The sequence below is a fragment of the Pseudomonas sp. Hz4 genome, from assembly GCF_054898165.1.
The window spans coordinates 4,282,113-4,304,773 of sequence record NZ_CM142719.1; the positions used below are offsets into that span (position 1 = coordinate 4,282,113).

Consider the following 22,661-nt stretch of genomic DNA (forward strand, 5'->3'; position numbering starts at 1 on the left):
ACAATAGTGACTAAAGACACATCCATTGAAACCTTCTATTTCCTCACCACAACGCTTAAGCTCTAGCCAGTCCAAACCTCATAAAACCAAAACAACTACCCTGTTTCTTTTATAGAGTCAACGGGTTTATAGATAAGCGTCGCACCCAACGCCACGGCGAACCACAGTGTAGCTAATCTAATTACCACCGTTGCAGCGACTGCATCAGCGTTTGGCATCCCCTTCCATACTAACAAGGCAACCATTACAGCTTCAGCGCCCCCAAGACCTCCTGGCATAAAACTTAGAGCACCAGCCAGCATCGAAACTGCATATACAAATATTGCGAAAGCAAACGGTACATCAGCCCCCATCCATCCCAATATCCAGTAAAACGCCAACGCTTCTGCAGTCCAAGCTATCACACTCAAAGAGGTCGCCAATCCAAGCACTTTCAACACATTGCAACACTGCGCCTCAAGCAATATCTGAGACAGCTGTCGAACAATGGTGGATATTTTCCCCGGATACTTAGCGACAAATTCAATGACACGTTCGACTAAACTACGCTGAGATAGCATTAAAAAACCTATCGCTACCAAAGCAGCACCTAAAACAACTATCGCCTTGGCATCTGGATACAATGTCAAACCGAAGAGCGTCAGCAGAAGGACGCCAAAAAGGTCGGATAAACGTTCACTGAAAAACGCAGCAAAGCTTTTAGAGTATGGAACACCCCAAGGTTTGAGGAGAACGCCGCGCATAGCTTCACCCGCCTTTCCTGGCGTCGTAGTTAAAGCAAAACCAGCCAAGTAAACTTTTAAGCTGGATCTCCACGGGATTGAGTGCCCCATCATATGTAAGTAGACTTGCCAACGTAAAAAGCGAAGACCGTAATTTAGCAACGACATTAGCAATGCGATGACAATTCCTAAAATACCAACCTTACCGACTGCATTACTGACCGCTTGCCACCCTCCCCACAGCGAGAAACCTAAGTAACCTAACGCGGAAATAACTATCGAAAGGATGACCACTCGATACTGCCAACTAGATAGTTTTAGAACCCCACTCACAAACTAAGCCTCTTAAATACAAACTGAGGAATACAGCGAATAATCAGCATGATGACAGCCCAAAAACCAGGAACGTAAAGCGTGGCAACTTTGCGATCAATTCCACTCAGGACTCTTTTTGCAACCGATTCTGGGCTAGCGACAAGTACCGCGGGCAACCCGAGACCTTGGGTCATAGGTGTATCAACAAAGCCAGGTTTTATTGTAATCACATGAACTCCAGACTTATAAAGCCGTGCACGCAGCCCCTCGCAAAATGTTGAAACTGCCGCCTTCGCAGTACCATATAAATAATTTGAAGGACGGCCGCGGTCCGCGGCAACGGAAGAAATCACCGCCAAAGTTCCACAACACTGTAGTTCAAATTGATTAGCAAGCAGTGTCAAAAGCGCAATAACCGACGTCCCATTATTATTAAGCTCGCGCAACGCAACATCTACGTTCAACTGACAGGCTGCCTGATCTGGGAGTGTTCCGTGAGCGATAAGCGCAATATCAATCTGACGCATAGCGTCCAAACAACTTTCAAGCATCAACGGATGTGCTGGTAGATCGGTTGAATCCATGCAATAAAAGTTGACTGCACTGGCTCCGCGCGCAAGTAAATCGGCAGCTGCTTGTTCCAACTTCTCTTTATTTCTTGCGACCAGGAAAAACTCACTCCCTTGCTCTACCCATAGCCGTGCGCAAGCGGTTGCAATGGCAGAGGTAGCGCCAATAATCAATACTCGTTTCATGAGGTAACTCGTTTCCAAAAGCGGGACATAAGAATGGGGTCGCGAAGTTTTTCAAGCTGCTCCCAAGCGGGATAGAAATGGCGAAAATCTGAGCCGCTCATATGAGCGTCTTTAGCCGGATACAAGCGGCCACCTGCCTCACGAACAATAGCGTCCAACTTTAAAAATAAAGGCTCCAGATTACTTTTCTGTTGGAAATCCAACGCTAGCGAGATTCCTGGTAGCGGAAACGAAAGGAGACCTGGGGATGAGATATTGCCACAACGCTTAAGGACGACCAAAAAAGAACCCTGTTGCGCATTCGCGATAACCTTCAACAACTCAACCATAGCTAACTCGGCCGCACTCTCAGGTATCACACATTGATATTGTTGAAAGCCCTTTCGGCCGTAAATTCTATTCCAATTGAGAATGCGGTCCAGAGGATAAAAAAAAGGTTCGTAGCTTGACCGAAAGCGCTTTGACTTCGAAGGCTTAGACCGCCAGTACATCTCATTGAATACTTTAATAGACAGAGAATTTACAAGTGATATGGGCGGAGTCAGGGATAGCTGTAATTTTACTGGTGATTTTTTCTCGAAAGAACCGTAGCGAGCATGATCCCCAACGATGAATACACCACGCCCTAACTGGGCTCCTTTGGCGAGGCAATCAATCCACGCAACACTGTATTCGTGTTGATAATCTAGTTCGGCGGATAAAACAAAAAAATCTTTTAAGTTATCAAACCTTATTGCAGAACTCTCGATCGCATTTGACCGAATAGGGATAAGTTGGATCTCAGCCCATAGGATAACCCCGGTCAACCCAAGACCACCTATACTGGCACAGAACAAATCAACATTTTCTGCAGGAGAACATATCACCTCCTCCCCTTCACGCAGTAGAGCAAAGCGCGTGACATGATTTCCAAACGTCCCACGGACATGATGATTTTTCCCGTGGACGTCATTAGCGATTGCCCCGCCAAGAGTTGCAAATTGGGTCCCTGGTGTTACCGATAAGAACCAACCGTTCGGAACAGACAAAGACAAGATCTCGGCCAAACTAACCCCTGCCTCCGCGAGCACGATACCGCGAAGCCAATCAACCTTTATAAAACGATCCAATGAGCGCATGTAAAGGACTTGATCAGTCTCTGCCAAGCAGCTGTCCCCATAACTACGGCCATTTCCAAAGGGCAAGGTGGTACCGAAGGCGCCCGTTATATAGCCGATTTGGCGCGGTAACTCAGAAGTCCAGTTACACACATGCCCTACCTGCGGAAAATCAGGGTATCTAGCCCATGAATAAAGAGCTCTTTTCACGCAGCCACCCAAAAAACAATTCCAAATAGAGCACCGACAACGAGACTGACGCGGTCACGTATAGCGAATACTACTGGGTCATCATGCATATGCCCGCGGTGGGTTAACATCCATACCCTAGTGACCCAGAAAAGTAGTAGTGGGCACGCCAGCCAAATCACCTGAGGATGCGCATAAAGTCCTGAAGACGCTTGGTCATGGATGTACAAAGCCAATACCATTACTGATAGGTAACCAGAAGAGGCCCCCAATGAGGAAATCATCTCTAAATCATCAGGATAATAACCACGTCCACGAGTTTTCTCTGTGTGTCCCTTACGCCGAGCATCACGCAATTCAGCATAGCGTTTGACCAGTGCCAGACTAAGGAATATAAACATTGAGAACGCTAAAATCCAGAACGTCAGTTCTAGTTCAAAAGCAGCAGCACCCGCTATGATACGAAGTGTATACAATGCAGCCAATGCAATTACATCAACTGCCATCCTCCGCTTTAATACCAGTGAATACGCAAGCGTGAGGCAATAATAACCAACCAGCGTAATCAAAAACCCTAACGGTAAAAACCAGAAAGCCCCAAAAAAAGAAGCCATTAGCAATAGAGGAAAAGCTATCAAGCCAGACTTTATTGTTAGCCTACCAGCTGCAAAAGGGCGGTGTCGCTTTGACTTATGATGCCGATCATCCGCCAAATCTAAAAGATCGTTAAGCAAATAAACACTTGAAGCACATAATCCAAATAATAAAAAAGCAAAAATACCTTGGGACAGCAACAGGGGGTTAGTCAATTGGTGTGCGGCGAGCAGCGGCACAAAAATAAGGGCATTCTTCATCCATTGATGAACTCGGAGCGCTTTCATCCAATCTTTGAGTGCAGTCTGACTGGTGCGCATCACCCGCTGAACGTTACCATGAGCATTCGCACGACGCTCCACCCCTGAATCCGGATTCACAACGTACGCGTTTCGTGCGGCCCTCCAAACAGGAATATCATCATGAGAATTACCTGCGTAGTCGAAGCCCCCCTCACCAAAATGCTCAACAAGTAAGTCGCGCTTGCGGTGAGCTGAAAGGTTTGTTTCAGCATCCGAAGCTAAAACCCTATCAAAAAGTTTAAGATGATCGGCGATTCGTTGGGCCAATGAATGATGGCTTGCCGTGGCTAATACCACGGTTCTACCGGCATCGCGCTCAAGTTCAATAAACTCTATTACTGCCGCATCGTAAGGTAAGACACCGACATCGATATTTGTGGCCTCAGCAAGGCCGGCCTTCAATTTCGCCTTTCCTGTTGCCAACCAACCAAAAAGCTTGAAAAAACTAAGAGGTCGATGGCACAAAAAAGCCATGCCAGTCTCCATCAAGAGGTCCGACCGGAGCAGCGTACCGTCGAGATCAATAACGAGAGGGGTATTCAAACTGTAACTTCCTTGAGTATGACTCTGGATGCGCCTGTTTTTAGCGATTTTGAGTGAGCGATCCATCAGCCACTGATGAAACACCCAAAGTAAATCAATTCGCCATCATGACTACCATTTTGGCGGGAGAAATTACCACAAGAGCTAGTCTTTTTCACGACTCAACGCCTTCTGCGCCCAAAGAAAGGCACCTTTCGGTGCCTTCTGGTCAACTTCATAGACGCCGGCCTGATCTTGCAGCAAATGGCGAAGCCTTTTGGCATGCTAAATGGGTGAGCTATTACGCTGCCTGTTTTCCAACCGCTTTCCTTGCTTCAGTCAACTCCAGATCCACTTGCGGGAACCTTAATCAATCGAAATAGCTCGTCGGTAAGCAGATCCAAGGCCTAACCTTATAACGCACCGCAAATCTGTTGATCTGAGGCCAGTTGGGCGCCGGTCAAAGAGACTCACCTCTTCGAAAAAATCCGGAACATTGAATGCAACCGGCCTGCAATCTTCCAGGTTCTCGAAGTTTTTATCGAAACGACTTCTTCCGACAACCGTAGAACGCTTTGCTCGCCTTCTGCTACGGTCACTTGCATTTGCTCAAGCTGCTCCCGACCTTCGGCTACGGTCGCTTGCATTTGCTCAAGCTGCTCCCGACGCGAGTCATTCTGGCCCTCAAGCCACTTTATCTGTGCCAGATATGTATCAGACAGATTCTGCAACTGTTCGACAAATTCAACCAATGGCTTGGTGAGGGATCGGGCTCGATCAAGGAAAGTGGGTAATTTATGCACTGACCAATCTGCATATCCAATCGGAGTATTCACCACTCCGGAAGCGAACGTCATAAACTCCGCCTCTTGACAGGTATACTCTTCGAATAGCACTTCGGTGAAGTCGAATCCTAAGTGAGCGAAAACCTCACAAAATAGCTTGCCCTGATTTAACCAGCGCATATCCGAAGGAACAGCGAAACTGGAGACCATTCGAATCAACGTAGTCAACGAGCGGAAGGTCAAGTACCCCAGAGAAATATCATTTGTGATCGACCATTCTTGATCGATGATCGCATAACTAGGTTCAGACAAAATAATATTCTGTGGAACGGTATCCAGAAAGCGACCAGGTACTTTCTGAGTGAGATCCAGATCAGATCGACTTGAAGCCCGATTGCCCGTCTCGCTCAACAAGACTTGAAGATAATCGAAAAGAAACTGTCCTATCTGCTTTGCAGTCCAGCCTGCCGTCTGCACAATCCGGATAAAATCGGCACTCATTGCTCGACCAGAAGAAAACACCTCAGCAGGTAATACATGACGATAGGAGCTTTCCGAACTCAACGACAAGGCGTCAGGACAGAGACGCTGATGCTTAACGCTAACGCCATCTGTGCCCTGAGTGAATTCTGCGAACTTACAGAACGCCGGTTGCCTTTCACTGGAATAATGAATTGCAATAGTCTCGGCATCGAAGATCGGATTGTCATTGGCTGAACCAGGTGAAACGGCAAACAAGAAAGAGTTCGCAAGATCGGGAAGCAACCGATTCCGACCGATGACCGTCCATGCACATTCGAGAGAGAACGTCAATTGATCGGAGGAAGTTTGAACATCTCGCGAAGCAGTCTGAGCGGCAAGGACCGAGCCATCGAAGGGACAACACTCTGCGTTGGCCGCAGGTAGAACCACACTCGTCGCAAGCTTATAGTCCGGGAAAGGAAGAGCCAGTTCAATGTGCTGAAATCCCGCTTGACGGAATCGACGGGTGAGTTCCACTCGACCGAAAGTTTCGACGCCAGGACGCTCGTAAAGCCCTTGAATACCGACCATAGGAACACTCAAGTGATCTTCCGGCGCACCAGCAAAATACTTTAGCCCCAACTGGTTTTCAATAGCAACTAGCAAAATCCCGTCGGGCTTTAACAACCGCTTGGCTGATTCCAGCATGGACTGAACCGGATCTTCGCCATCGCCAAAGACACCGGAATACTCTAGAACACCGATTAACGTAATGACGTCAAAACGAAAGGTGGTGTCGAATCGATCGAAGTGGTCGTTAATAACCGTCACATTCGTCAAGTCTCGCGTCCGCTCCGCCGCAATCATTGCACGACGGCTACTTCCTTCAATAGCAACGATTTCACCGCCATTTTCACCAAGAAAGCGGGTTATTGCACCACATCCGGCGCCGATCTCAAGCACACTGCCTTTTAGACGCTGTGCGAGAGGCCTGAGAAGGTTGCCGCGCGACGCACCTAAGTGATAACGGGTCGGCCAATCGGTGCAGGCATCACGAAGTTCCTTTGAGAAAATAGAAACATCTGAGGCCTCGTGAATAATGCGATATAAGGTATTTTCCGTTCCGTCACCATCGCTGTAATTGAATGCGGCTGGCGTAGTTCGTGCCCAAATCCGCTGAACCGACTGGTACGAATACCCCAACTCAGAGAAATCAAGAGATGAACTGCTCATTCTATACTCATCCCCATATTCAAATTTGTAAGTCCAAAAAAACGAGAATCTGTGTTTACCGCAAAATGGATTGAGTCATATCGCCGATCATGCGGGATTATCTCCTCGCCTTCGCGAGTGGCGAGCCCTAACGAGATAAAGAAGTCCCCTTCCCCCAAGTTGCAATCAAACTTAACGACCGCAGTGAAGGTCCTACCACTTTCATATACGGTTTGAACACCGTCGCACTGCAGAAGCTCAGAATTGCTACCAAAAATGGTGACACCGTCTTTAGTCTTTATGGTCATACCAAGGATAGGACGCATCAAGGGTAGTAAAATTCTGACGGCGACCTTCAACGTGACTTGTGCGCCGTTATTAATAAGTGCCGGATACTCAGCTCCCTCACTAAACAGGGAGAAGTCGGTAATTTTTGCACTACCGTCCCCCCAGCGGTACTCATACGGATTGTATAGTGGGCGTCCGGCGAAGCTCTCATCGTCAAATAACAATTGCGTCGTGTCTAAAATCACAGACTCAACCAATTCGATTTGTTCCTCAACAGCAGCTACCTTTTCAGCAGAAACAGAAACTTCAGCTTGCTTTTTCTGCTCCCGCCCAAACAGTAAATCCAGATAACAATTGATCACATCACGTGGATTACCCTGTTTCACCATTTGCCCTTGGTCAAGTAATACGGCACTTGAGCAATGGGTAACCACCTGTTCACTACTGTGTGTCACCAACAAGATGCTGGTTCCGTTCTCTTTCAGCCTTTTCAGCCGGTCGAAGCATTTCGCCTGAAACTTTGCGTCCCCGACCGCCAATGCCTCATCAACGATCAAAATCTCTGGATCAATTTGTGCTTGGACTGCAAATGCAAGTCGAACCAGCATGCCACTCGAATATGTTTTTACTGGTTGATCAATGAAATGACCAATATCTGCAAAAGCAGCGATACTATCAAAACGATTATCTATCTCCTCTTGAGTCAGGCCAAGAAGAGCAGCGTTCAAATAAACGTTTTCCCGCCCGGTAAAATCTGCGTTAAATCCAGACCCTAGCTCAAGCAAAGCGGCGACGCGACCATAGCTGGAAACCGAGCCACTGGATGGCGTCAAGGTACCCGCGATGATCTGCAGAAGGGTGGATTTACCAGAGCCATTACGCCCTACAATACCGACTGTCTCTCCGCGCGGCACTTCGAACGATATATTTTTCAACGCCCAAAACTCCCTGAAGAGATTTTGACGTCCACGCATTATCATTTGCTTTAGACGATCCTGAGGATTGTCGTAAATGTGGTAACACTTACTGATATCTGAAATGATGATCGCGCTATCTGATGACATTACAAAACCTATAGTGTTTTGGGAGCGGCAATACCACGCTCAAATAAAACAACCGGCACTTGGGCCAGTTGAAAGCAAACTTTTTATCCACAACTCTAACTATGCTTTCATGTTCTGCTTTAGCCACATCTTCAACAGCGAAAATAACGATATTCGCCTCATATCAGGATCAGTGCCTGTAGCAGCCACTACCGGCTCACTCACCACATGCTCGATAAACCCGGCTCGCAACTCCGCATTATCCAGCAGGAGAAGCTCCGGCTCAAGCACGCCTTGGGCTTCCTGTGCACGAACAAACTGCAAGATCATCCAATAGACTTTGTCGTTACCCTGCAGATTTACGGAGTTATGAACACGATCCACATCCGACAGCCAGCTCTCGACTCCTGCTCCAGCGTATAGACGACGGCCTTCGAAGCGACGCATGCCCATAGCCATCACCCAACAAATCTCAAACAACATCCATGCGCGATTCGACGAGATAGTGTTACTTCCATGGATACGATATTTCATAAGCGCTTCAGGCAGCACAATACACTTATATGCATCCGCGGCTCGAAACATAAAGTCCCAATCATGAGCAAACCTGAGATTGCGCATCCCGCCTATTTCATCGTAAAGCTGACGAGTGAAAACGATATTGCTGGTGGTCGATACAAAATTCGACACCAGCAAATTCAAAGCAAAATCATTAGTAGCTGAAAACGACTTTTCGATATTAGGCACCGACCAAGGCAACATGTTTTGCCATGCCTGTTTCACACCTAATGGTTTGCCGTCAGCATTGATAACTTCGATCCAGGTGGTCACCAGATCTGCATTATCTTGCTGGAGCGCCTCAATACACCGCCGCAACCTGTCCGGATGAAATATGTCATCAGAGTTCAGGATGGCCAGGTAGTCGCCCTTTGCCAATTCGAGCCCGCGATTAATAGCGTTATGAGCACCCGCGTTCGCTTGCTCGACAAGTGTGAATCTTGGATCATTAATTTGACGTAAATAAGTCAGCGAATCATCTGTTGAGCCATCGTCAATAACGATCAGCTCAAGATCTCGCTCACTTTGATTCAAAACGCTGTCGACAGCCTTCTCAATATAGTGGCGATGATTATAACTAGGAATTACTACTGAAATCTTGGTCATCAATTACGACTCAGGTGGTTCTGAACCCAGTCCCAGCTGCCAGGTAAACCGACAGACAAGGTAATAGGTGAAAAATTAATGCAGCGACTTAGCTTTTTAACATCAAGCACGTTGTAAGCAACATCAATCGCTCGAGCGTCCTTTCTCTCTAACTGTAGGTCAAACCCAGACTGTTTGACGATTGGCAGGATGTGCTTTTGAACAAGTTCCAGTACCGAAGTTCCTACTCCGCTGCCTATATTATAAACTTCGCCAACTTGACCATCATCGAGAAGACTTGTGATGGCGTAGGCGATATCGTCGACATGCACGTAATCTCGTACCGCGCCCCCATCACCAAAGATTGTTATGGATTTGCCTTGCATCGCAGATGCGAAGGCCGTCGCCACTAGCCCTTGTCCTTTAAAAGGAATTTGGCCGGGCCCATATGCATTTGCGGGGCGCACTATAATACCTGGCAATCCACGCTGCTTGCTGTACAAATGAACCATATGCTCAATGCAAAGCTTGGATGTTCCGTAAAGAGAAATGGGAAGCGGTGCCGCATCTTCTTTTAACGGTTTACTAAAAGCCGGATCGCCGTACACGGTGCCCCCGGACGATACAAAAACAAACTTATCGATCCCGGCTACAAGACATTCCTCCATCAGCTGTATAGCCGGTGCAATATTTCGCTGGTACTCGGCCGCCATATCGCAAATCTGATTCAATTGCAAACTATCGTGGGCCAGATGAACAACTGCATTGGCTCCAGCCAAAACGCCGCGCAGAAATTCACGATCACCATAATCGCCATAATGAACATCAATACTTGGATCGATAGCCACTGAATCGACGTTGATATGTCGAGACAACATGACAACCTTGTTGCCGTCATTTAGTAAAAAACGCGCAACATGTTGGCCGATAAATCCGCCGCCGCCGACCAGAACTACTTTGTTCATGACGCTGACTCAACGTAAGCGAGACTAGCCTGATTAAAGCAGTCCACGTATTGCTGTGCAATCTGAGCGCTGGAGAATCGTTGCAAGATAGCATCCTCAAAACCTAGTAGCGACGCCCTGTAATTTGGTAGTAAAGCCAGCCACTCCGAATATGCAATGTTGCGTGGCTCACCATAGAGTTCTACCGGAACCGTGCATCCCCCAGTGAAGTCCTCCAGGACACTTTGAATATCACCGGTGTCCGTAGCAAAAACAGGAACCGCAAAATTCAGTACTTCGATCATCGCAATCGGCAGACCTTCGTATGCCGAAGTGATAATCAGGCCTTCCGTAACACTTGCAAGTTCAAGAGTATTTTCGACGTATGGGATGCGCAAAACATTATCCAGCGCCTCTTTTCGTATGAAATCGACGCACTCTTTCGCGAGTTCGCCATCACCGACAAGCACATAGCATTCGTCGACATAATCCTTGCGAGACTGAGCAATTTTGAGAAACTCAAGAGGGCGTTTTTGCCCAGTCAATCGCCCAACAAATGTAAAAAGCTTTTTACTTACTGGCAGCCCCAATTTTTGCCGGATTGACTCAGGCGAGCGGCGAGAAGCTTTGAAATCAATAATCCGTTGAATATCGACAGCCGAATAGATCAAGTCAACTTTATTAGCCGGAAGATTTAAATCCCCAACAAAACGCTGACGAATTTTCTGATTGACAGCAATAAAGCGATCAAAGGAACGGATACCAGGTTCATGGTATCGATTTATCCACCCTTCCTTGGCGTCATAGACTTCTTGATCGATAATCGGGACATCGCAAAATAGCGCTCGCAGGTTTAACGCATTGTCACAGAGCCAGGGCGATCCGTTGCAAATCCAAACCAAATCCGGCGACAACCAGTTTTTCAGACGCAACAGAATGCGGAGATACTCGGAGTGCGGCGCAATTTCCGACATTTCTATCATGCGCGCGCCCGCATCCTGGAACTGACTGGCCAAGCTGCCCTGCTCGTGGCGCAAGCGCTCCATCGTGACGATGACAAAATCGTAAGAGTCTTTGAGCCGTCTTATAATTTCGACTGTATTTCGCTCAACTCCGCCTACCGCGACAAATACCGGGAAAACGAAAACAATCGGTCGATTCTTTATGGTTTTAGTCAGCGAAGGCGCTGAAAGCCCGACAATCCGTGGTTTGAATTGACTGGTTTGAAACCAGGAGTTGTATTCATTGAAAACCACATCTCTATTCAGGAGTACGGAGATGGATGAACTATTCTGTGCACTGACTTGCTTGCATTCGGTTCTATACAGTTTTCCGCAAAACTCTATGTCTTTTAAATCCTGAAGAAGCACACTGCCACGTACGGCTTCAGAAAAAACCATTTGATTGCGTAGGTCGCCGTAAATCACATTCCCGTCATTGGTCAACCCATAGGAAATCAACGCAATGTCACAGGCGTTTTCGACTAGCGCTAGCCAAGCGCCCATCAGGTGGTCTCTGTGCGGGAAGTCAGCAATAGTACTGGGCCAGAAGTAACAAAAAACTTGCGCAGGGTCTTCGCCGCCTATCTGCTCGGCAGACAGTTGCCCGTCGCGCTCCAGCCAGGACACCCGTGTGTCGGCCCCCATAATCCCTTTGAAACGCTCAACAATCTGCTGAGATTGCGCGCCATCACGATCAACGACCAGGCGCAACGAGATACGTGACGCCGATGCAGGCAGGCTTATCACCTTTGCTTGCGATACGGCATTGCGTCGCTTCACAGCCTCATGCAGACGCCTGAAAAGATAGCGAGGATCCTTCGCCAAATAATAAAGCGCGCGACCAGCCTGTTGCTGTAGACGAACGCGCTTGTTGTTGTCGGCAGTTGGCTGATTAGACATCGCAAACAGCATCTCGAGTTCATCAAAAGCCCGGCGCTGCTCCAGAGGCTGAACCAGTTCCGAGACATCACGACTGATATGAGCGGCAAGAAGATTCGAGGTCAGGCCCGCTTCGACGTCCAGGGAGTCCACCTTATTCTTTTTGAGCAGCTCCCAGTAGCCATCCCATACCGAGCCAAAATGCCGGGACATTGCCAAAGATAGAACCTGATCACTGCCCGCAATCTTCTGCAGAACACCGTATTCGTACATGGCACGAAACAGAGTCGTATAGATGAAGCTCAAATAAGCGCCAAGTACTTTTTTACCCTTTTTGCCACCATTCTGGATTAATTTTTCCAGGTAGTTACAACGGTCGACAAGCCCGTCAAGGCGCGCCTGCCATTCGGCTTGATTGACGCTTTGGCGCTCCGTTTTCGATTTCTTGAATGCCACTTCAAGAGTGTCAATCCCGAGAATCCTGCCGACCCCAGGGTGGGCATCTCTGAACACTACCGCCATACGTCCAGAACAAATCTGGCGTTTGCAGAACCCTTCAACGACGTAAGGATGATAGTGATCGCCCTTTGCGCTAGTACTGTAATAAATCTTCATACCCATCAGGGACAGTCGATATCCCAATTCGATATCTTCAAAACCATACTGATCGAAGCGACCATCGAAAATGGTCTCTTGACTGGCGACAAGCTCCCTGTCGATACAAATGTTGCACGTATAAAAATGTCTGAAATCTACAAAAGACTCATCCGGTAAGCGATTGTAACTAAATTGCTCATTTCCGATTTCGGTAATGTGCTCCATCAAATGATTGACCGTCAGATCAGAAGCCCAATCAACGATGCCCAATGTGGCGACATTCCGGCCCAATCGCTTCGCCAGACGAGCATGGACGTTCAACAGATCCGGAGCGGGGAAAATATCATCGCCAATAATAAGCAGGCGCTCACCCGAGGCCGCGCGTATCGCTGCGTTTCGGGCTTTTGAAGCACCCCCGTGATCGTTTTTCAGAACCCTGATAGGAAGGTCAAAGATCTGCTCCAGAAACTCCACACTCCCATCCTCCGACCCATCGTCAGAGAAAATAATTTCATATGGAAAATTCGTATGCCTATCGACAATACGCCATGCCTCAATAACGGTGGGCAACAGCCGCAGCCTGTTATAGGTCGGGATGATAACGCTGATATAAGGGGCAGAGGTCGACGAGGACTGCGAATTTTGCGGAGCCGGTGAATCTCCGGTTTTTTGTTCAGCAAGATGCTTGGCGTTTATCCACTCCAGATCCAGCGACGGATTAAGATGACGACCTTCATGACGCCCATGCAGCCAATAGTGCACCAGTGGAGGAACATCCAAAGCAGCTACGTCCGGATAGCGGGTGAGATAGTAAATACCGTCAAACTCCGCACAGGGATCACGCATCTCTCTCCAGCCGATGCTCAAGTAATGACGTAACGGATCCACACCCGCTAATGCCACATCGGTATTTTGCGCCAGATACCAAGGTGCGTTGAAGAGGGAACTCGTCTCCAACATAGCTTGCCATCGTCGCTGCTCCATTTTTTTTCCAAGTCTGGAAGGGAGCGCTTTGAAGAGTCGTTTCATGGCATGTTCTCTACGAATGCATTTATCAAGCGGCTTGCCCATCCTTAAAGGACGTCGGCAAAACCTTTGCGAGTTTTTTGAAACCACCAAAAGCCCGCCCAAGCGACGACGATGCTCAACAAATAGTAGCTAGCCAATGGAACTATCGATGGCAGAGTTCCCCAGATCAAAACCCCGCGGGATGTCTCAATAATGAATGTCAGGGGATTTAGATAGAGAAGGTACCGATACTGTTCGGAAATAGCGGTCATTGGATAAAACATTGGTGACAAAAACATCAAGACAGTGGTGATAATACCCGTGAGCTGGGAAATATCACGAAAGTAAACTCCGGTAGCAGCGAGAAACCAGGAAAAGCCCATGGTGAGTAAAATAAGCGGAAATATGACGATCGGAAACAATACTGCAGTCCAAGGGATCGAACCCTTGAGTAATAGTTCTGCCACCAATAAAACGAACCAGCTGATTGCAGTGTGAAACAGCGCAGCCCCCATCGAGATCCAAGGCAGGATTTCTAGCGGGAAAATGATTTTTTTGACGTAATTTGGATTACCAACAATTTGTGTAGGAGCCCGATTGAAGCATTCGGCGAATAGTCCATGCACAATCATTCCCGAAAAGATGATGATGGCGAACTCACCGGTATCATGAGTTTCGGTATTACCCCATCGGGACTTGAAAATCACACCAAAAATAAATGTGTACACAACCAAGAGTAGGATCGGGTTGAAAAAGGACCAAGCCAGGCCCATGACTGAACCGCGGTACCTGCCGATGACCTCTCGGACTGTCATTTTTTTGATAATGGATCGACGCTCCCAAAAGGTGCGGACCATATCGAGCATGCTGGAGGGTGAAGGTGTATGAGGGTTCATTAGCGAATCCGAGGAAAAGCGAAGTTTGAAATGAAGAACATCGTCAGTGACGCCCAGCGATGCGCCGGATCAATGAGCCGCCGCGCATGAATGACCGCAAAGGTTCTTCTCTGTACGTCCTGGTCGCGAAGTAAATGGATATTCGCTCGCACCAGATCTTTGGAAACAAAAAAAGCACAGGAAAAATCGAATCTATACCTTGGTTCCTGTTGGCTTTCACCGCCTAAAAACCAGATAGCTGCAGTTTCGGACTTGAGCGCTCTTACGCAAAACCGGCAACGACATCAAAATCTTCTCCACTACTGAACGATTGCACTCTTGAGTGATACGCATACGAAAACCAGGCTCGATCGGTCCTGATAGCTCAGAGGCCCCGGCGCCAGCCACGCATACTCTTCAAATCCCGTTGAAAATAGCCGCGAGGATCAGGCCAAGATTACCCAAAAAAGTCTGCCGGTAGACTCCCGACCGCCTTAACCACTGAAAACGCTTCACACCTCGATGCGCCCTCGCCGCTTTGAAGCTATTCAATATGCTACGATTTTCTTCGCTCAATCGATAGTCGATCGACTCCAACGCACGGATATTCGATTGATTCCAGCTTCTGAAACGCCCTTCGAAAACCATGCGAAGCCGATTGATCCTTGAGGGCAGGCTGGAGTTCGAACCGACTATATTATCATCATGTTGCCGGTAAAGGATCGTGGGAACAGCGTCATAAAAGACGCGTCCGCCCACGCCGGTAACCACCAGATACGCCCACCAATCGTGGGAGACGACGGACAGTTCCTTCCCCGTTCCTTGAATGAGTTTGCAGGCAGCATCATTAAACACCATCGTATTGCCCCCCCCAATGCTCTGCACCAATGCGTTGGAGAAAGTGGCTGGGCGGTTGAATAAAGGTGAAAACCCAATTGATTGGCAGGTTTCGTTGAAAAGCTCGGTTCTGCCACAGTAAAGCGCAGGCACATCTCCGGATATGGTCTGCAGCCAATCGAGAGCTGTCTGGAGCTTGTTGTCGCGCCAGATATCATCCTGATCTGCCCACGCGTAGAAGTCGGACTCAACCTCGGCATGGCAAGTGAGCGACATGAAATTCGCGGCGAAGCCGCGCTTCGGCCCCTGGTGAACGGTTAGTTTCCCCTCGCCCCAGGATTCACTGTATTGACTGAGGATTTCCAGTGTCGAGTCGGTTGAGCCGTCATCAGACACCACAACATTCCACGCTGGGTAAGTTTGACGAGCGATCGAGTCAAGCTGCTCAGCCAAGAAGCGCTCGCCATTATAGGTACACATCAGTACCGTAACACGCTCCAATCGTGCGACGCAGGGGCTTGAATCGTCGTTCTGAACAACTAGCGGAAGAGGGGCTACCACCGAGCACTCCATTGCGTTAAAGATAAAAAAAGACGATGCTGGTTCGTTCAACATAGAGATGCGCTCGACTCGCAGGATCGACCTCACATGCTCTTCTCATGTGGCGCGCTCGACCGCGCAAAATTTGTCATTATAACGACTAGCCATTGCTATTTGATAGCCCGGTGAAATCATCGCTTCAGGCAGCCTAAGCGAGATAACGGAAGGTAAAGAGAATCCGTATGCAAGGCCGTATTCAGTAGAGTTGAAAATCCAGCCTGTGAGATCTGACGGCGTGCTTGTATAGGGTAGCAAGCGCTCCCGATTGGCAAAAGGGTGGCAATATGCCAATGAGTAGAGCCAAAAAAAATTTGGACTCTGCCTCACTTGAGTTACTCCGAAGACGCTCCGTACAAGCCCAGACTTCACCCCCCCACCACACTCAACGCTAATACTTTGCAGCGTAATGAGAAGCAGTGATCTGTAATGCCCGGTCCACACTCACTGGTGGCGACCACCCCAGAAACGAACATGTCTTCTCGATATCTACCTGCAATGAACCACACAATCTTTGCGCCATTGCTTGCTTGCCTAGTAGTGATGTGCCGAGACGCAACACCGATTCCGGCACAGGCAATAAATAAGCGCGCACCTTAAGCGCACCAGCCATGCGTCGAAGCAACTGCGTTGTAGACAAGTCCTCACCATCACTCACCAGAAACGTCTGGTTTGCGGCAGCAGGATGAGTAATGCAAGTGACAGCCAGATCCACCAGATTGCCAATTGCCACCAGACTGCGGCGGTTATTTAGCGCACCCAACGGCAGCGGCACTCCCTTTTCCAGCCAACGCATCATGTTTAGAAAGTTGGCTTTAACACCGGGACCATACACCAGTGGCGGCCGGATAATAACAACCTCCATCGCGGTATCCCGACTGAGCTGTCGCAGAGCGTCTTCAGCCTCCATCTTCGACACTCCGTACGGATCAACGGGGGAAGGTTGATCGTCAGCCTTGAACGGCACACCCGGCAAGGTCCCCTCACCGTTGACTTTGATCGAACTGATGAAGATGAACCGCTTAACACCCGATTCGGCAGCCTTGCGAGCCAGTCGAACGGTCCCCTCCACATTGATCTTACGAAACTGCGCAAGCGGATCTGTCGCCGCGTCATTCATCACGTGCACCCGAGCCGCGCAATGAATAACTACCTGAACCCTGGTCAAGGAAGGCAGCGCGACTTTGTCACTCAGCTCGAAGGGCACAACACTACACAGCCCACTCAATCGGGTCTCGCCACGCACAGCAGCGACAGGGGTGAACACCTTGTCGAGCAACAACCGAAACACAATGGCTTCGCCCACAAACCCGGTGGCTCCCGTTACCAAAACCCGAGAACCTTTCATTTGGCTTTTTTCCCAATCACCGCGGTGGCGCAACAAATACAAAAAAAGAACACCTTATCCCGGGTTCGCCGGCGACATTTCCAGGCACTCATTGACAGCTTCAGCAATTGCAAGCGCCCTAGCGACAACCACTGTCGTACAAAGGGGTCAGCGCCCCGCCCTACCAGACAAGCAATCATCCGCACTTGGGAAAACCACCAGCCGTCATGGATCATCTTGTAGCGCGCGATCAACGGGCTGATGCCAGTATTGGCCCCAACCTGATTTCGCTCATGCTGGCGGTACTGCATGGACGGCTGCGGATCGATAAACCAGCTAAAGCCATGGCTGCGCGCAAAGGCGTAGCAGTACCAGTCATGCAGGCTGACACATTGCAGGTCGACCCAATTAACCAACATGGACGCCTTTAAAGGAGCCACCATTTTCTGGCTCATCACATACGTGCAACCCGGCCCAGCAGCTTCAAACAGGAAGTCCCAGGCAACCTGAGGTTGAGCCTTGTCCAGCAACTGCGACCTGCCGTTCGGCCAGAAAGCGGTGATATTGCTGGAGTACGCGTCTACTTTACGGGCCTGAATCGCATGGGTCGCACGCTGAAGCTTATCCGTATGCCAGATGTCATCCTGGTCGGCAAAGGCAACGAAGTCGTAACCTTCAAAGTCAACATCGCGGATGAGTCGGAAGAAGTTACGAGATGCTCCACCAAAACTGCCGGCAGCCGGCAAGACCAGAACTTCGGGGTGTTTCGCTGCGTAAGCCGCACACCAAGCTTCGGTGCCGTCAGTAGAGGGGTCGACACTGATGTAAACGGTTACGTCGACAGCTGACTGGCCGATGATCGAGGCCAACTGCTCCTCGATCCACTGCATGCCATTGTAGGCAGCCAGCAAAACCGCAACCTTAGGATGTTTTACTGGCATGCCATTCCTGCTTGCACCGGTTAAACGCTACTGCTCGAAAAGATTGAGCGTTCGAATCAGTGGGAAGGCGAGTCCAGCAGCTTCTGCAGGTACTGACCGTAGCCAGTCTTCTTCAGGGCGTCGGCTTGAGCACCCAACTGCTCGGCGTTAATCCAACCGTTGTGGTAGGCAATCTCTTCCAGGCAAGCCACTTTCAGGCCTTGGCGCTGTTCGATGGTATGCACGAAGTGACTGGCTTCCAGCAGAGAATCATGGGTACCGGTATCGAGCCAGGCGAAACCACGGCCCAGCATTTCGACATTGAGCGTCTTGCGCTCCAGGTACGCACGGTTAACGTCGGTAATTTCCAGCTCGCCGCGCTCGGACGGCTTGATGCTCTTGGCGATCTCGACAACATCGTTGTCGTAGAAGTACAGGCCGGTCACTGCATAGTTGGATTTTGGTTTCAGCGGTTTCTCTTCAATACTTAGCGCCCGACCGGTGTTGTCGAACTCGACAACACCGAAGCGTTCCGGGTCGGAGACGTGGTAGCCGAATACGGTAGCGCCATGCTGTTGAGAGCTGGCGGAACGCAAGTTATCCGAGAAGTGCTGACCGTAGAAAATGTTGTCGCCCAGGATCAGACAGCAAGGATCTTTGCCGATGAACTCTTCGCCAATGATGAAGGCTTGTGCCAGACCGTCCGGACTAGGTTGCTCGGCGTAGGTCAGCTTGATGCCGTACAGGCTGCCATCACCCAGCAACTTGCGGAAACATGGCAAGTCTTCAGGCGTTGAGATAATCAGGACTTCACGCATGCCCGCCAGCATAAGCACCGACAGCGGATAGAAGATCATCGGCTTGTCGTAGATCGGCAGCATCTGCTTGGATACGCCGAGGGTCAACGGGTGCAGGCGCGTGCCCGAGCCGCCAGCGAGGATGATGCCTTTACGATTGGTCGTGCTCATTTATTCAGAACTTCCCTAAGCATTCGGGTTACGCCACTTTGCCAATCCGGCAAGTGTAGAGAAAAATTGTCACGCAGCTTCTGAGTATTCAAACGCGAATTCAGCGGGCGGCGCGCCGGTGTTGGATAAGCGATCGTTTCAATCGGATTGATCGCCGTTACGGCGAGCTGCTCACCGTTGGCTTGGGCGAAGCCGATCACATGGCTAGCATAGCCGTGCCAGGACACTTCGCCACTGGCCGCCAAGTGATACAAGCCCGCCAGCTCGGGACGTTGCAGAACTTGCTGAATGGCCAACGCGGTCACATCGGCAATCAAGTCTGCACCCGTCGGGGCTCCGATCTGGTCGGCGATGACGCTCAAGGTTTCGCGATCCTTGGCCAGACGCAGCATGGTCTTGGCGAAGTTGTTGCCGCGAGCGCCATAGACCCAACTGGTACGAAAGATCAGGTGTTTGCAGCCCGACGCGGTAATCGCCTGTTCACCAGCCAGTTTGCTGGCGCCGTAGTGATTCACCGGGGCGACTGCATCTGACTCTTGCCACGGAGCAGAACCCTGGCCACTGAAGACGTAGTCAGTCGAGTAGTGAACCAGCCAAGCACCCAGGGTCTTGGCCTCTTCGGCCATGACTTGGCTTGCCAGACCGTTTACACAGTCGGCCAACTCGGTCTCGGACTCGGCTTTATCGACAGCGGTGTAGGCCGCAGCGTTGACGATGATGTCGGGTTTTACCTGGCGGATCGTCGCGCGCAGGGCATCGAGATCGGACAGATCGCCGCACAAACCATCGACCACATGGCGGTCCAAGGCGACTAACTCACCCAGCGGCGCGAGGGAGCGTTGCAGCTCCCAGCCGACCTGGCCGTTTTTTCCGAGCAGAAGGATCTTCATGCCTTGTTCGAACGATCTGCGTAGTTCTGATCGATCCACTGCTGATAGCTGCCGCTTTTCACATGAGCGACCCATTCAGTGTTGTTGAGGTACCACTCGACCGTTTTGCGGATGCCGGTTTCAAAGGTTTCTTCCGGCGTCCAACCCAGTTCACGCTGGATTTTACTGGCGTCGATTGCGTAGCGTTGGTCATGGCCCGGGCGATCCTGAACGTAGGTGATCAGGCTGGCATGTGGACGGTGAGCAGAATCGGGACGCAGTTCGTCAAGCAGCGCGCACAGGGTATGCACCACTTCGATGTTTTGCTTTTCGTTGTGGCCACCGATGTTGTACGTCTCGCCGATCACGCCTTCGGTCACGACCTTGTACAGTGCGCGGGCGTGGTCTTCGACGTAGAGCCAGTCACGGACCTGATTGCCTTTGCCGTAGACCGGCAGCGGCTTGCCTTCCAGTGCATTGAGAATGATCAGCGGGATCAACTTCTCTGGGAAGTGGCACGGACCGTAGTTGTTCGAGCAGTTGGTGACCAAGGTCGGCAAGCCGTAAGTACGGCTCCAGGCGCGAACCAGGTGATCGGAACTGGCCTTGCTGGCGGAGTAAGGCGAGCTTGGCTGATACGGCGTGGTTTCGGTGAAGAGGTCTTCCGGACCTTCGAGGTCGCCGTAAACTTCGTCAGTCGAAATATGGTGAAAACGGAAGTTGGCTTTACGCGCATCATCCAGCGCCGCCCAATAGTGGCGTGCAGCTTCCAGCAAGGTGTAGGTGCCGATGATGTTGGTCTGGATGAATTCAGACGGGCCGGAGATTGAGCGGTCGACGTGGGACTCTGCGGCCAGGTGCATGATCGCATCCGGTTGATGTTCACGCAGGACGCGGTCGATCTGATCGCGGTCGCAGATGTCGACGCGCTCGAACACGTAACGCGAGTTCTGGCTAACTTCGGCCAATGACTCAAGGTTACCGGCGTAAGTCAGCTTATCGACGTTAACGACAGCATCGGTAGTGTTGGAGATGATATGACGGATGACTGCCGAGCCGATAAACCCGGCGCCGCCGGTTACTAGAATTTTCACGCGAAACCATACCCTTGAGTTACTGACAGGGCCGCCAACCGAGCACTGTCTAATCCATGAATGCAAAGGCCATCAAGTCAGCTGAGGCCTCTGACAGAGTCAGTTTGAACCGACGTGGCATATGCCACTATCGGACAAGCGCAGCATTTTACAGCTTAATGACGGTTTTACTAATGGATATAGACAAGCCGTGGCTAAAGTTTAGTGCGCCTTTCTAACTATGTCGCAGTCAGACAAGGCGCTTGCGTGAGACTCTGGACGTACGTCCCAGAAACCAGCCCAGAATCGGCCCAATCACCATCCCGATCAGCAGCGCAACAACCATGATCAGCGATACCGGAAGTTGCGGTCCCGCCCAACCCAGGAACAGCAGGGAAACCGATTGTTGATTTTCCAGGACAAACGCTAGAACCGCCAGAATCAGCAACAGGATAACTACGCCAAGGAGTACACGCTTGAGGTTACGCATACGCCGACCCTTTAGTTATGGAGGTCAAAACCTTCCTCCTCTTCCTCGTTCACCCGATCACGCAGTTCCTTGCCTGGCTTGAAATGCGGCACGAACTTGCCGTCGAGGCTGACGGACTGACCGGTTTTTGGATTGCGACCTACGCGCGGCGCGCGGTAGTGCAAGGAGAAGCTGCCAAACCCACGAATCTCGATGCGATCACCGGTGGCCAGGCATTGGGACATTTGTTCAAGCATGGTCTTGATGGCCAGCTCCACATCCTTGGATGAGAGCAGCCCTTGATGGGTGACAATTCGTTCGATCAACTCCGACTTCGTCATATTTTTCCCTTCTTTTTCAAGCAGCTAGATCAGCGCTTCAAAGGTTTTAGCACGCCCGGATCAATTTGAACAGCCCGAGTTTTTGACATATTCCAGCAGCGTTGAGATGCCCTCTTCCAGAGCAGCGGAACACTGATCGTGCACTCTCGCACTCACCTACAGATAACCAGCATGGTGCGCGTCAGATAGCCCGCGGGGTTGAAGCCAAAGGGGTACTCATCCTCGTCTTTGGCATCATCGGACCTGGCTACGACTTTGTAGCCCGCTGCCTTGCACTCCTTGTTCGCTCGCTTGTGGCACTTCTCCCACCCCGAACCCAATCCCGAACAATCAATCTCGATGCCACTGACCCCACGCACCGCGTGAGTCTTGGCATTAGTGGTACAGCCCGCCAGTGTCATTACTGCTATTACGGCAATGAGCTTGTTCATTCGCTTCCTTAGGCCGGGCACGCGCCAGACTGTCGTTCGCTTCAGGCTAGAGACTAGCTGTAAATAAACGATTGATCCTATTAAAGAAAGAGACAA

Annotated in this window: 19 protein-coding genes; all 19 read right to left on the minus strand. The window is 50.1% G+C overall.

What is annotated here, in order from left to right; translation table 11 throughout:
- Positions 1–95 precede the first annotated feature (95 nt).
- On the minus strand, positions 96–1,055 hold the full coding sequence (locus ACYZTR_RS19525) for a lysylphosphatidylglycerol synthase transmembrane domain-containing protein (protein WP_461973372.1): 960 nt from the start codon (positions 1,053–1,055) through the stop codon (positions 96–98).
- A complete protein-coding gene (locus tag ACYZTR_RS19530; protein ID WP_461973373.1) occupies positions 1,052–1,792 on the minus strand; it encodes an SDR family oxidoreductase in 741 nt (246 codons plus the stop codon). Before ACYZTR_RS19530 ends, ACYZTR_RS19525 begins: the two co-directional genes overlap by 4 nt.
- Entirely contained in the window at positions 1,789–3,099 is a 1,311-nt protein-coding gene (locus ACYZTR_RS19535) for an FAD-binding oxidoreductase (protein WP_461973374.1), read from the minus strand. Before ACYZTR_RS19535 ends, ACYZTR_RS19530 begins: the two co-directional genes overlap by 4 nt.
- Positions 3,096–4,583 carry a UbiA family prenyltransferase gene (locus ACYZTR_RS19540; protein ID WP_461973375.1) on the minus strand — a complete coding sequence of 496 codons (1,488 nt, stop codon included), beginning with the start codon at positions 4,581–4,583 and terminating at the stop codon, positions 3,096–3,098. The genes ACYZTR_RS19535 and ACYZTR_RS19540 overlap by 4 nt, the downstream gene beginning before the upstream one ends.
- 383 nt (positions 4,584–4,966) lie before the next feature.
- Positions 4,967–6,976: a class I SAM-dependent methyltransferase gene (locus ACYZTR_RS19545; RefSeq protein WP_461973376.1), complete on the minus strand. Its 2,010-nt coding sequence runs from the start codon at positions 6,974–6,976 to the stop codon at positions 4,967–4,969.
- Entirely contained in the window at positions 6,973–8,307 is a 1,335-nt protein-coding gene (locus tag ACYZTR_RS19550) for an ABC transporter ATP-binding protein (protein WP_461973377.1), read from the minus strand. The genes ACYZTR_RS19545 and ACYZTR_RS19550 overlap by 4 nt, the downstream gene beginning before the upstream one ends.
- Positions 8,308–8,406: 99 nt before the next feature.
- Complete coding sequence (locus ACYZTR_RS19555; RefSeq protein ID WP_461973378.1) at positions 8,407–9,450, minus strand: glycosyltransferase family 2 protein; 1,044 nt, start codon at positions 9,448–9,450, stop codon at positions 8,407–8,409.
- The gene (locus ACYZTR_RS19560; RefSeq protein ID WP_461973379.1) at positions 9,450–10,394 is read right to left on the minus strand and encodes an NAD-dependent epimerase/dehydratase family protein; all 945 of its coding nucleotides are present in this window, start codon (positions 10,392–10,394) and stop codon (positions 9,450–9,452) included. The genes ACYZTR_RS19555 and ACYZTR_RS19560 overlap by 1 nt, the downstream gene beginning before the upstream one ends.
- Positions 10,391–13,879, minus strand: a complete 3,489-nt coding sequence (locus ACYZTR_RS19565; RefSeq protein WP_461973380.1) for a glycosyltransferase — start codon at positions 13,877–13,879, stop codon at positions 10,391–10,393. Before ACYZTR_RS19565 ends, ACYZTR_RS19560 begins: the two co-directional genes overlap by 4 nt.
- Before the next feature lie 44 nt (positions 13,880–13,923).
- On the minus strand, positions 13,924–14,754 hold the full coding sequence (locus ACYZTR_RS19570; RefSeq protein WP_461973381.1) for an ABC transporter permease: 831 nt from the start codon (positions 14,752–14,754) through the stop codon (positions 13,924–13,926).
- A 396-nt stretch (positions 14,755–15,150) separates the two neighbouring features.
- A complete protein-coding gene (locus tag ACYZTR_RS19575) occupies positions 15,151–16,185 on the minus strand; it encodes a glycosyltransferase family 2 protein (protein ID WP_461973382.1) in 1,035 nt (344 codons plus the stop codon).
- 373 nt (positions 16,186–16,558) lie between these two features.
- Positions 16,559–17,515: a UDP-glucose 4-epimerase family protein gene (locus ACYZTR_RS19580; protein ID WP_461979804.1), complete on the minus strand. Its 957-nt coding sequence runs from the start codon at positions 17,513–17,515 to the stop codon at positions 16,559–16,561.
- A complete protein-coding gene (locus tag ACYZTR_RS19585; protein WP_461973383.1) occupies positions 17,512–18,435 on the minus strand; it encodes a glycosyltransferase in 924 nt (307 codons plus the stop codon). Before ACYZTR_RS19585 ends, ACYZTR_RS19580 begins: the two co-directional genes overlap by 4 nt.
- 56 nt (positions 18,436–18,491) lie before the next feature.
- On the minus strand, positions 18,492–19,382 hold the full coding sequence (rfbA, locus tag ACYZTR_RS19590) for a glucose-1-phosphate thymidylyltransferase RfbA (RefSeq protein ID WP_461973384.1): 891 nt from the start codon (positions 19,380–19,382) through the stop codon (positions 18,492–18,494).
- Positions 19,379–20,272, minus strand: a complete 894-nt coding sequence (gene rfbD, locus ACYZTR_RS19595) for a dTDP-4-dehydrorhamnose reductase (protein WP_461973385.1) — start codon at positions 20,270–20,272, stop codon at positions 19,379–19,381. The genes rfbA and rfbD overlap by 4 nt, the downstream gene beginning before the upstream one ends.
- Positions 20,269–21,345, minus strand: coding sequence for a dTDP-glucose 4,6-dehydratase (rfbB, locus tag ACYZTR_RS19600; protein WP_461973386.1), 1,077 nt, complete (start codon positions 21,343–21,345; stop codon positions 20,269–20,271). The genes rfbD and rfbB overlap by 4 nt, the downstream gene beginning before the upstream one ends.
- A 229-nt stretch (positions 21,346–21,574) precedes the next feature.
- Complete coding sequence (locus ACYZTR_RS19605; RefSeq protein ID WP_461973387.1) at positions 21,575–21,814, minus strand: LapA family protein; 240 nt, start codon at positions 21,812–21,814, stop codon at positions 21,575–21,577.
- An 11-nt stretch (positions 21,815–21,825) separates the two neighbouring features.
- Entirely contained in the window at positions 21,826–22,134 is a 309-nt protein-coding gene (gene ihfB, locus ACYZTR_RS19610) for an integration host factor subunit beta (RefSeq protein WP_054051920.1), read from the minus strand.
- A 152-nt stretch (positions 22,135–22,286) separates the two neighbouring features.
- Positions 22,287–22,565, minus strand: coding sequence for a hypothetical protein (locus tag ACYZTR_RS19615; RefSeq protein ID WP_461973388.1), 279 nt, complete (start codon positions 22,563–22,565; stop codon positions 22,287–22,289).
- Positions 22,566–22,661 lie beyond the last annotated feature (96 nt).

What these genes read in the sequence shown, in the direction of transcription:
- ACYZTR_RS19530 (WP_461973373.1), bottom strand. Translation starts at nt 1,792, where the DNA reads ATGAAACGAGTATTGATTATTGGCGCTACCTCTGCCATTGCAACCGCT.
- ACYZTR_RS19540 (WP_461973375.1), bottom strand. Translation starts at nt 4,583, where the DNA reads ATGGATCGCTCACTCAAAATCGCTAAAAACAGGCGCATCCAGAGTCAT.
- ACYZTR_RS19545 (WP_461973376.1), bottom strand. Translation starts at nt 6,976, where the DNA reads ATGAGCAGTTCATCTCTTGATTTCTCTGAGTTGGGGTATTCGTACCAG.
- ACYZTR_RS19550 (WP_461973377.1), bottom strand. Translation starts at nt 8,307, where the DNA reads ATGTCATCAGATAGCGCGATCATCATTTCAGATATCAGTAAGTGTTAC.
- ACYZTR_RS19555 (WP_461973378.1), bottom strand. Translation starts at nt 9,450, where the DNA reads ATGACCAAGATTTCAGTAGTAATTCCTAGTTATAATCATCGCCACTAT.
- ACYZTR_RS19560 (WP_461973379.1), bottom strand. Translation starts at nt 10,394, where the DNA reads ATGAACAAAGTAGTTCTGGTCGGCGGCGGCGGATTTATCGGCCAACAT.
- ACYZTR_RS19565 (WP_461973380.1), bottom strand. Translation starts at nt 13,879, where the DNA reads ATGAAACGACTCTTCAAAGCGCTCCCTTCCAGACTTGGAAAAAAAATG.
- ACYZTR_RS19570 (WP_461973381.1), bottom strand. Translation starts at nt 14,754, where the DNA reads ATGAACCCTCATACACCTTCACCCTCCAGCATGCTCGATATGGTCCGC.
- ACYZTR_RS19575 (WP_461973382.1), bottom strand. Translation starts at nt 16,185, where the DNA reads ATGTTGAACGAACCAGCATCGTCTTTTTTTATCTTTAACGCAATGGAG.
- ACYZTR_RS19580 (WP_461979804.1), bottom strand. Translation starts at nt 17,515, where the DNA reads ATGAAAGGTTCTCGGGTTTTGGTAACGGGAGCCACCGGGTTTGTGGGC.
- ACYZTR_RS19585 (WP_461973383.1), bottom strand. Translation starts at nt 18,435, where the DNA reads ATGCCAGTAAAACATCCTAAGGTTGCGGTTTTGCTGGCTGCCTACAAT.
- rfbA (WP_461973384.1), bottom strand. Translation starts at nt 19,382, where the DNA reads ATGAGCACGACCAATCGTAAAGGCATCATCCTCGCTGGCGGCTCGGGC.
- rfbD (WP_461973385.1), bottom strand. Translation starts at nt 20,272, where the DNA reads ATGAAGATCCTTCTGCTCGGAAAAAACGGCCAGGTCGGCTGGGAGCTG.
- ACYZTR_RS19605 (WP_461973387.1), bottom strand. Translation starts at nt 21,814, where the DNA reads ATGCGTAACCTCAAGCGTGTACTCCTTGGCGTAGTTATCCTGTTGCTG.
- ihfB (WP_054051920.1), bottom strand. Translation starts at nt 22,134, where the DNA reads ATGACGAAGTCGGAGTTGATCGAACGAATTGTCACCCATCAAGGGCTG.
- ACYZTR_RS19615 (WP_461973388.1), bottom strand. Translation starts at nt 22,565, where the DNA reads ATGAACAAGCTCATTGCCGTAATAGCAGTAATGACACTGGCGGGCTGT.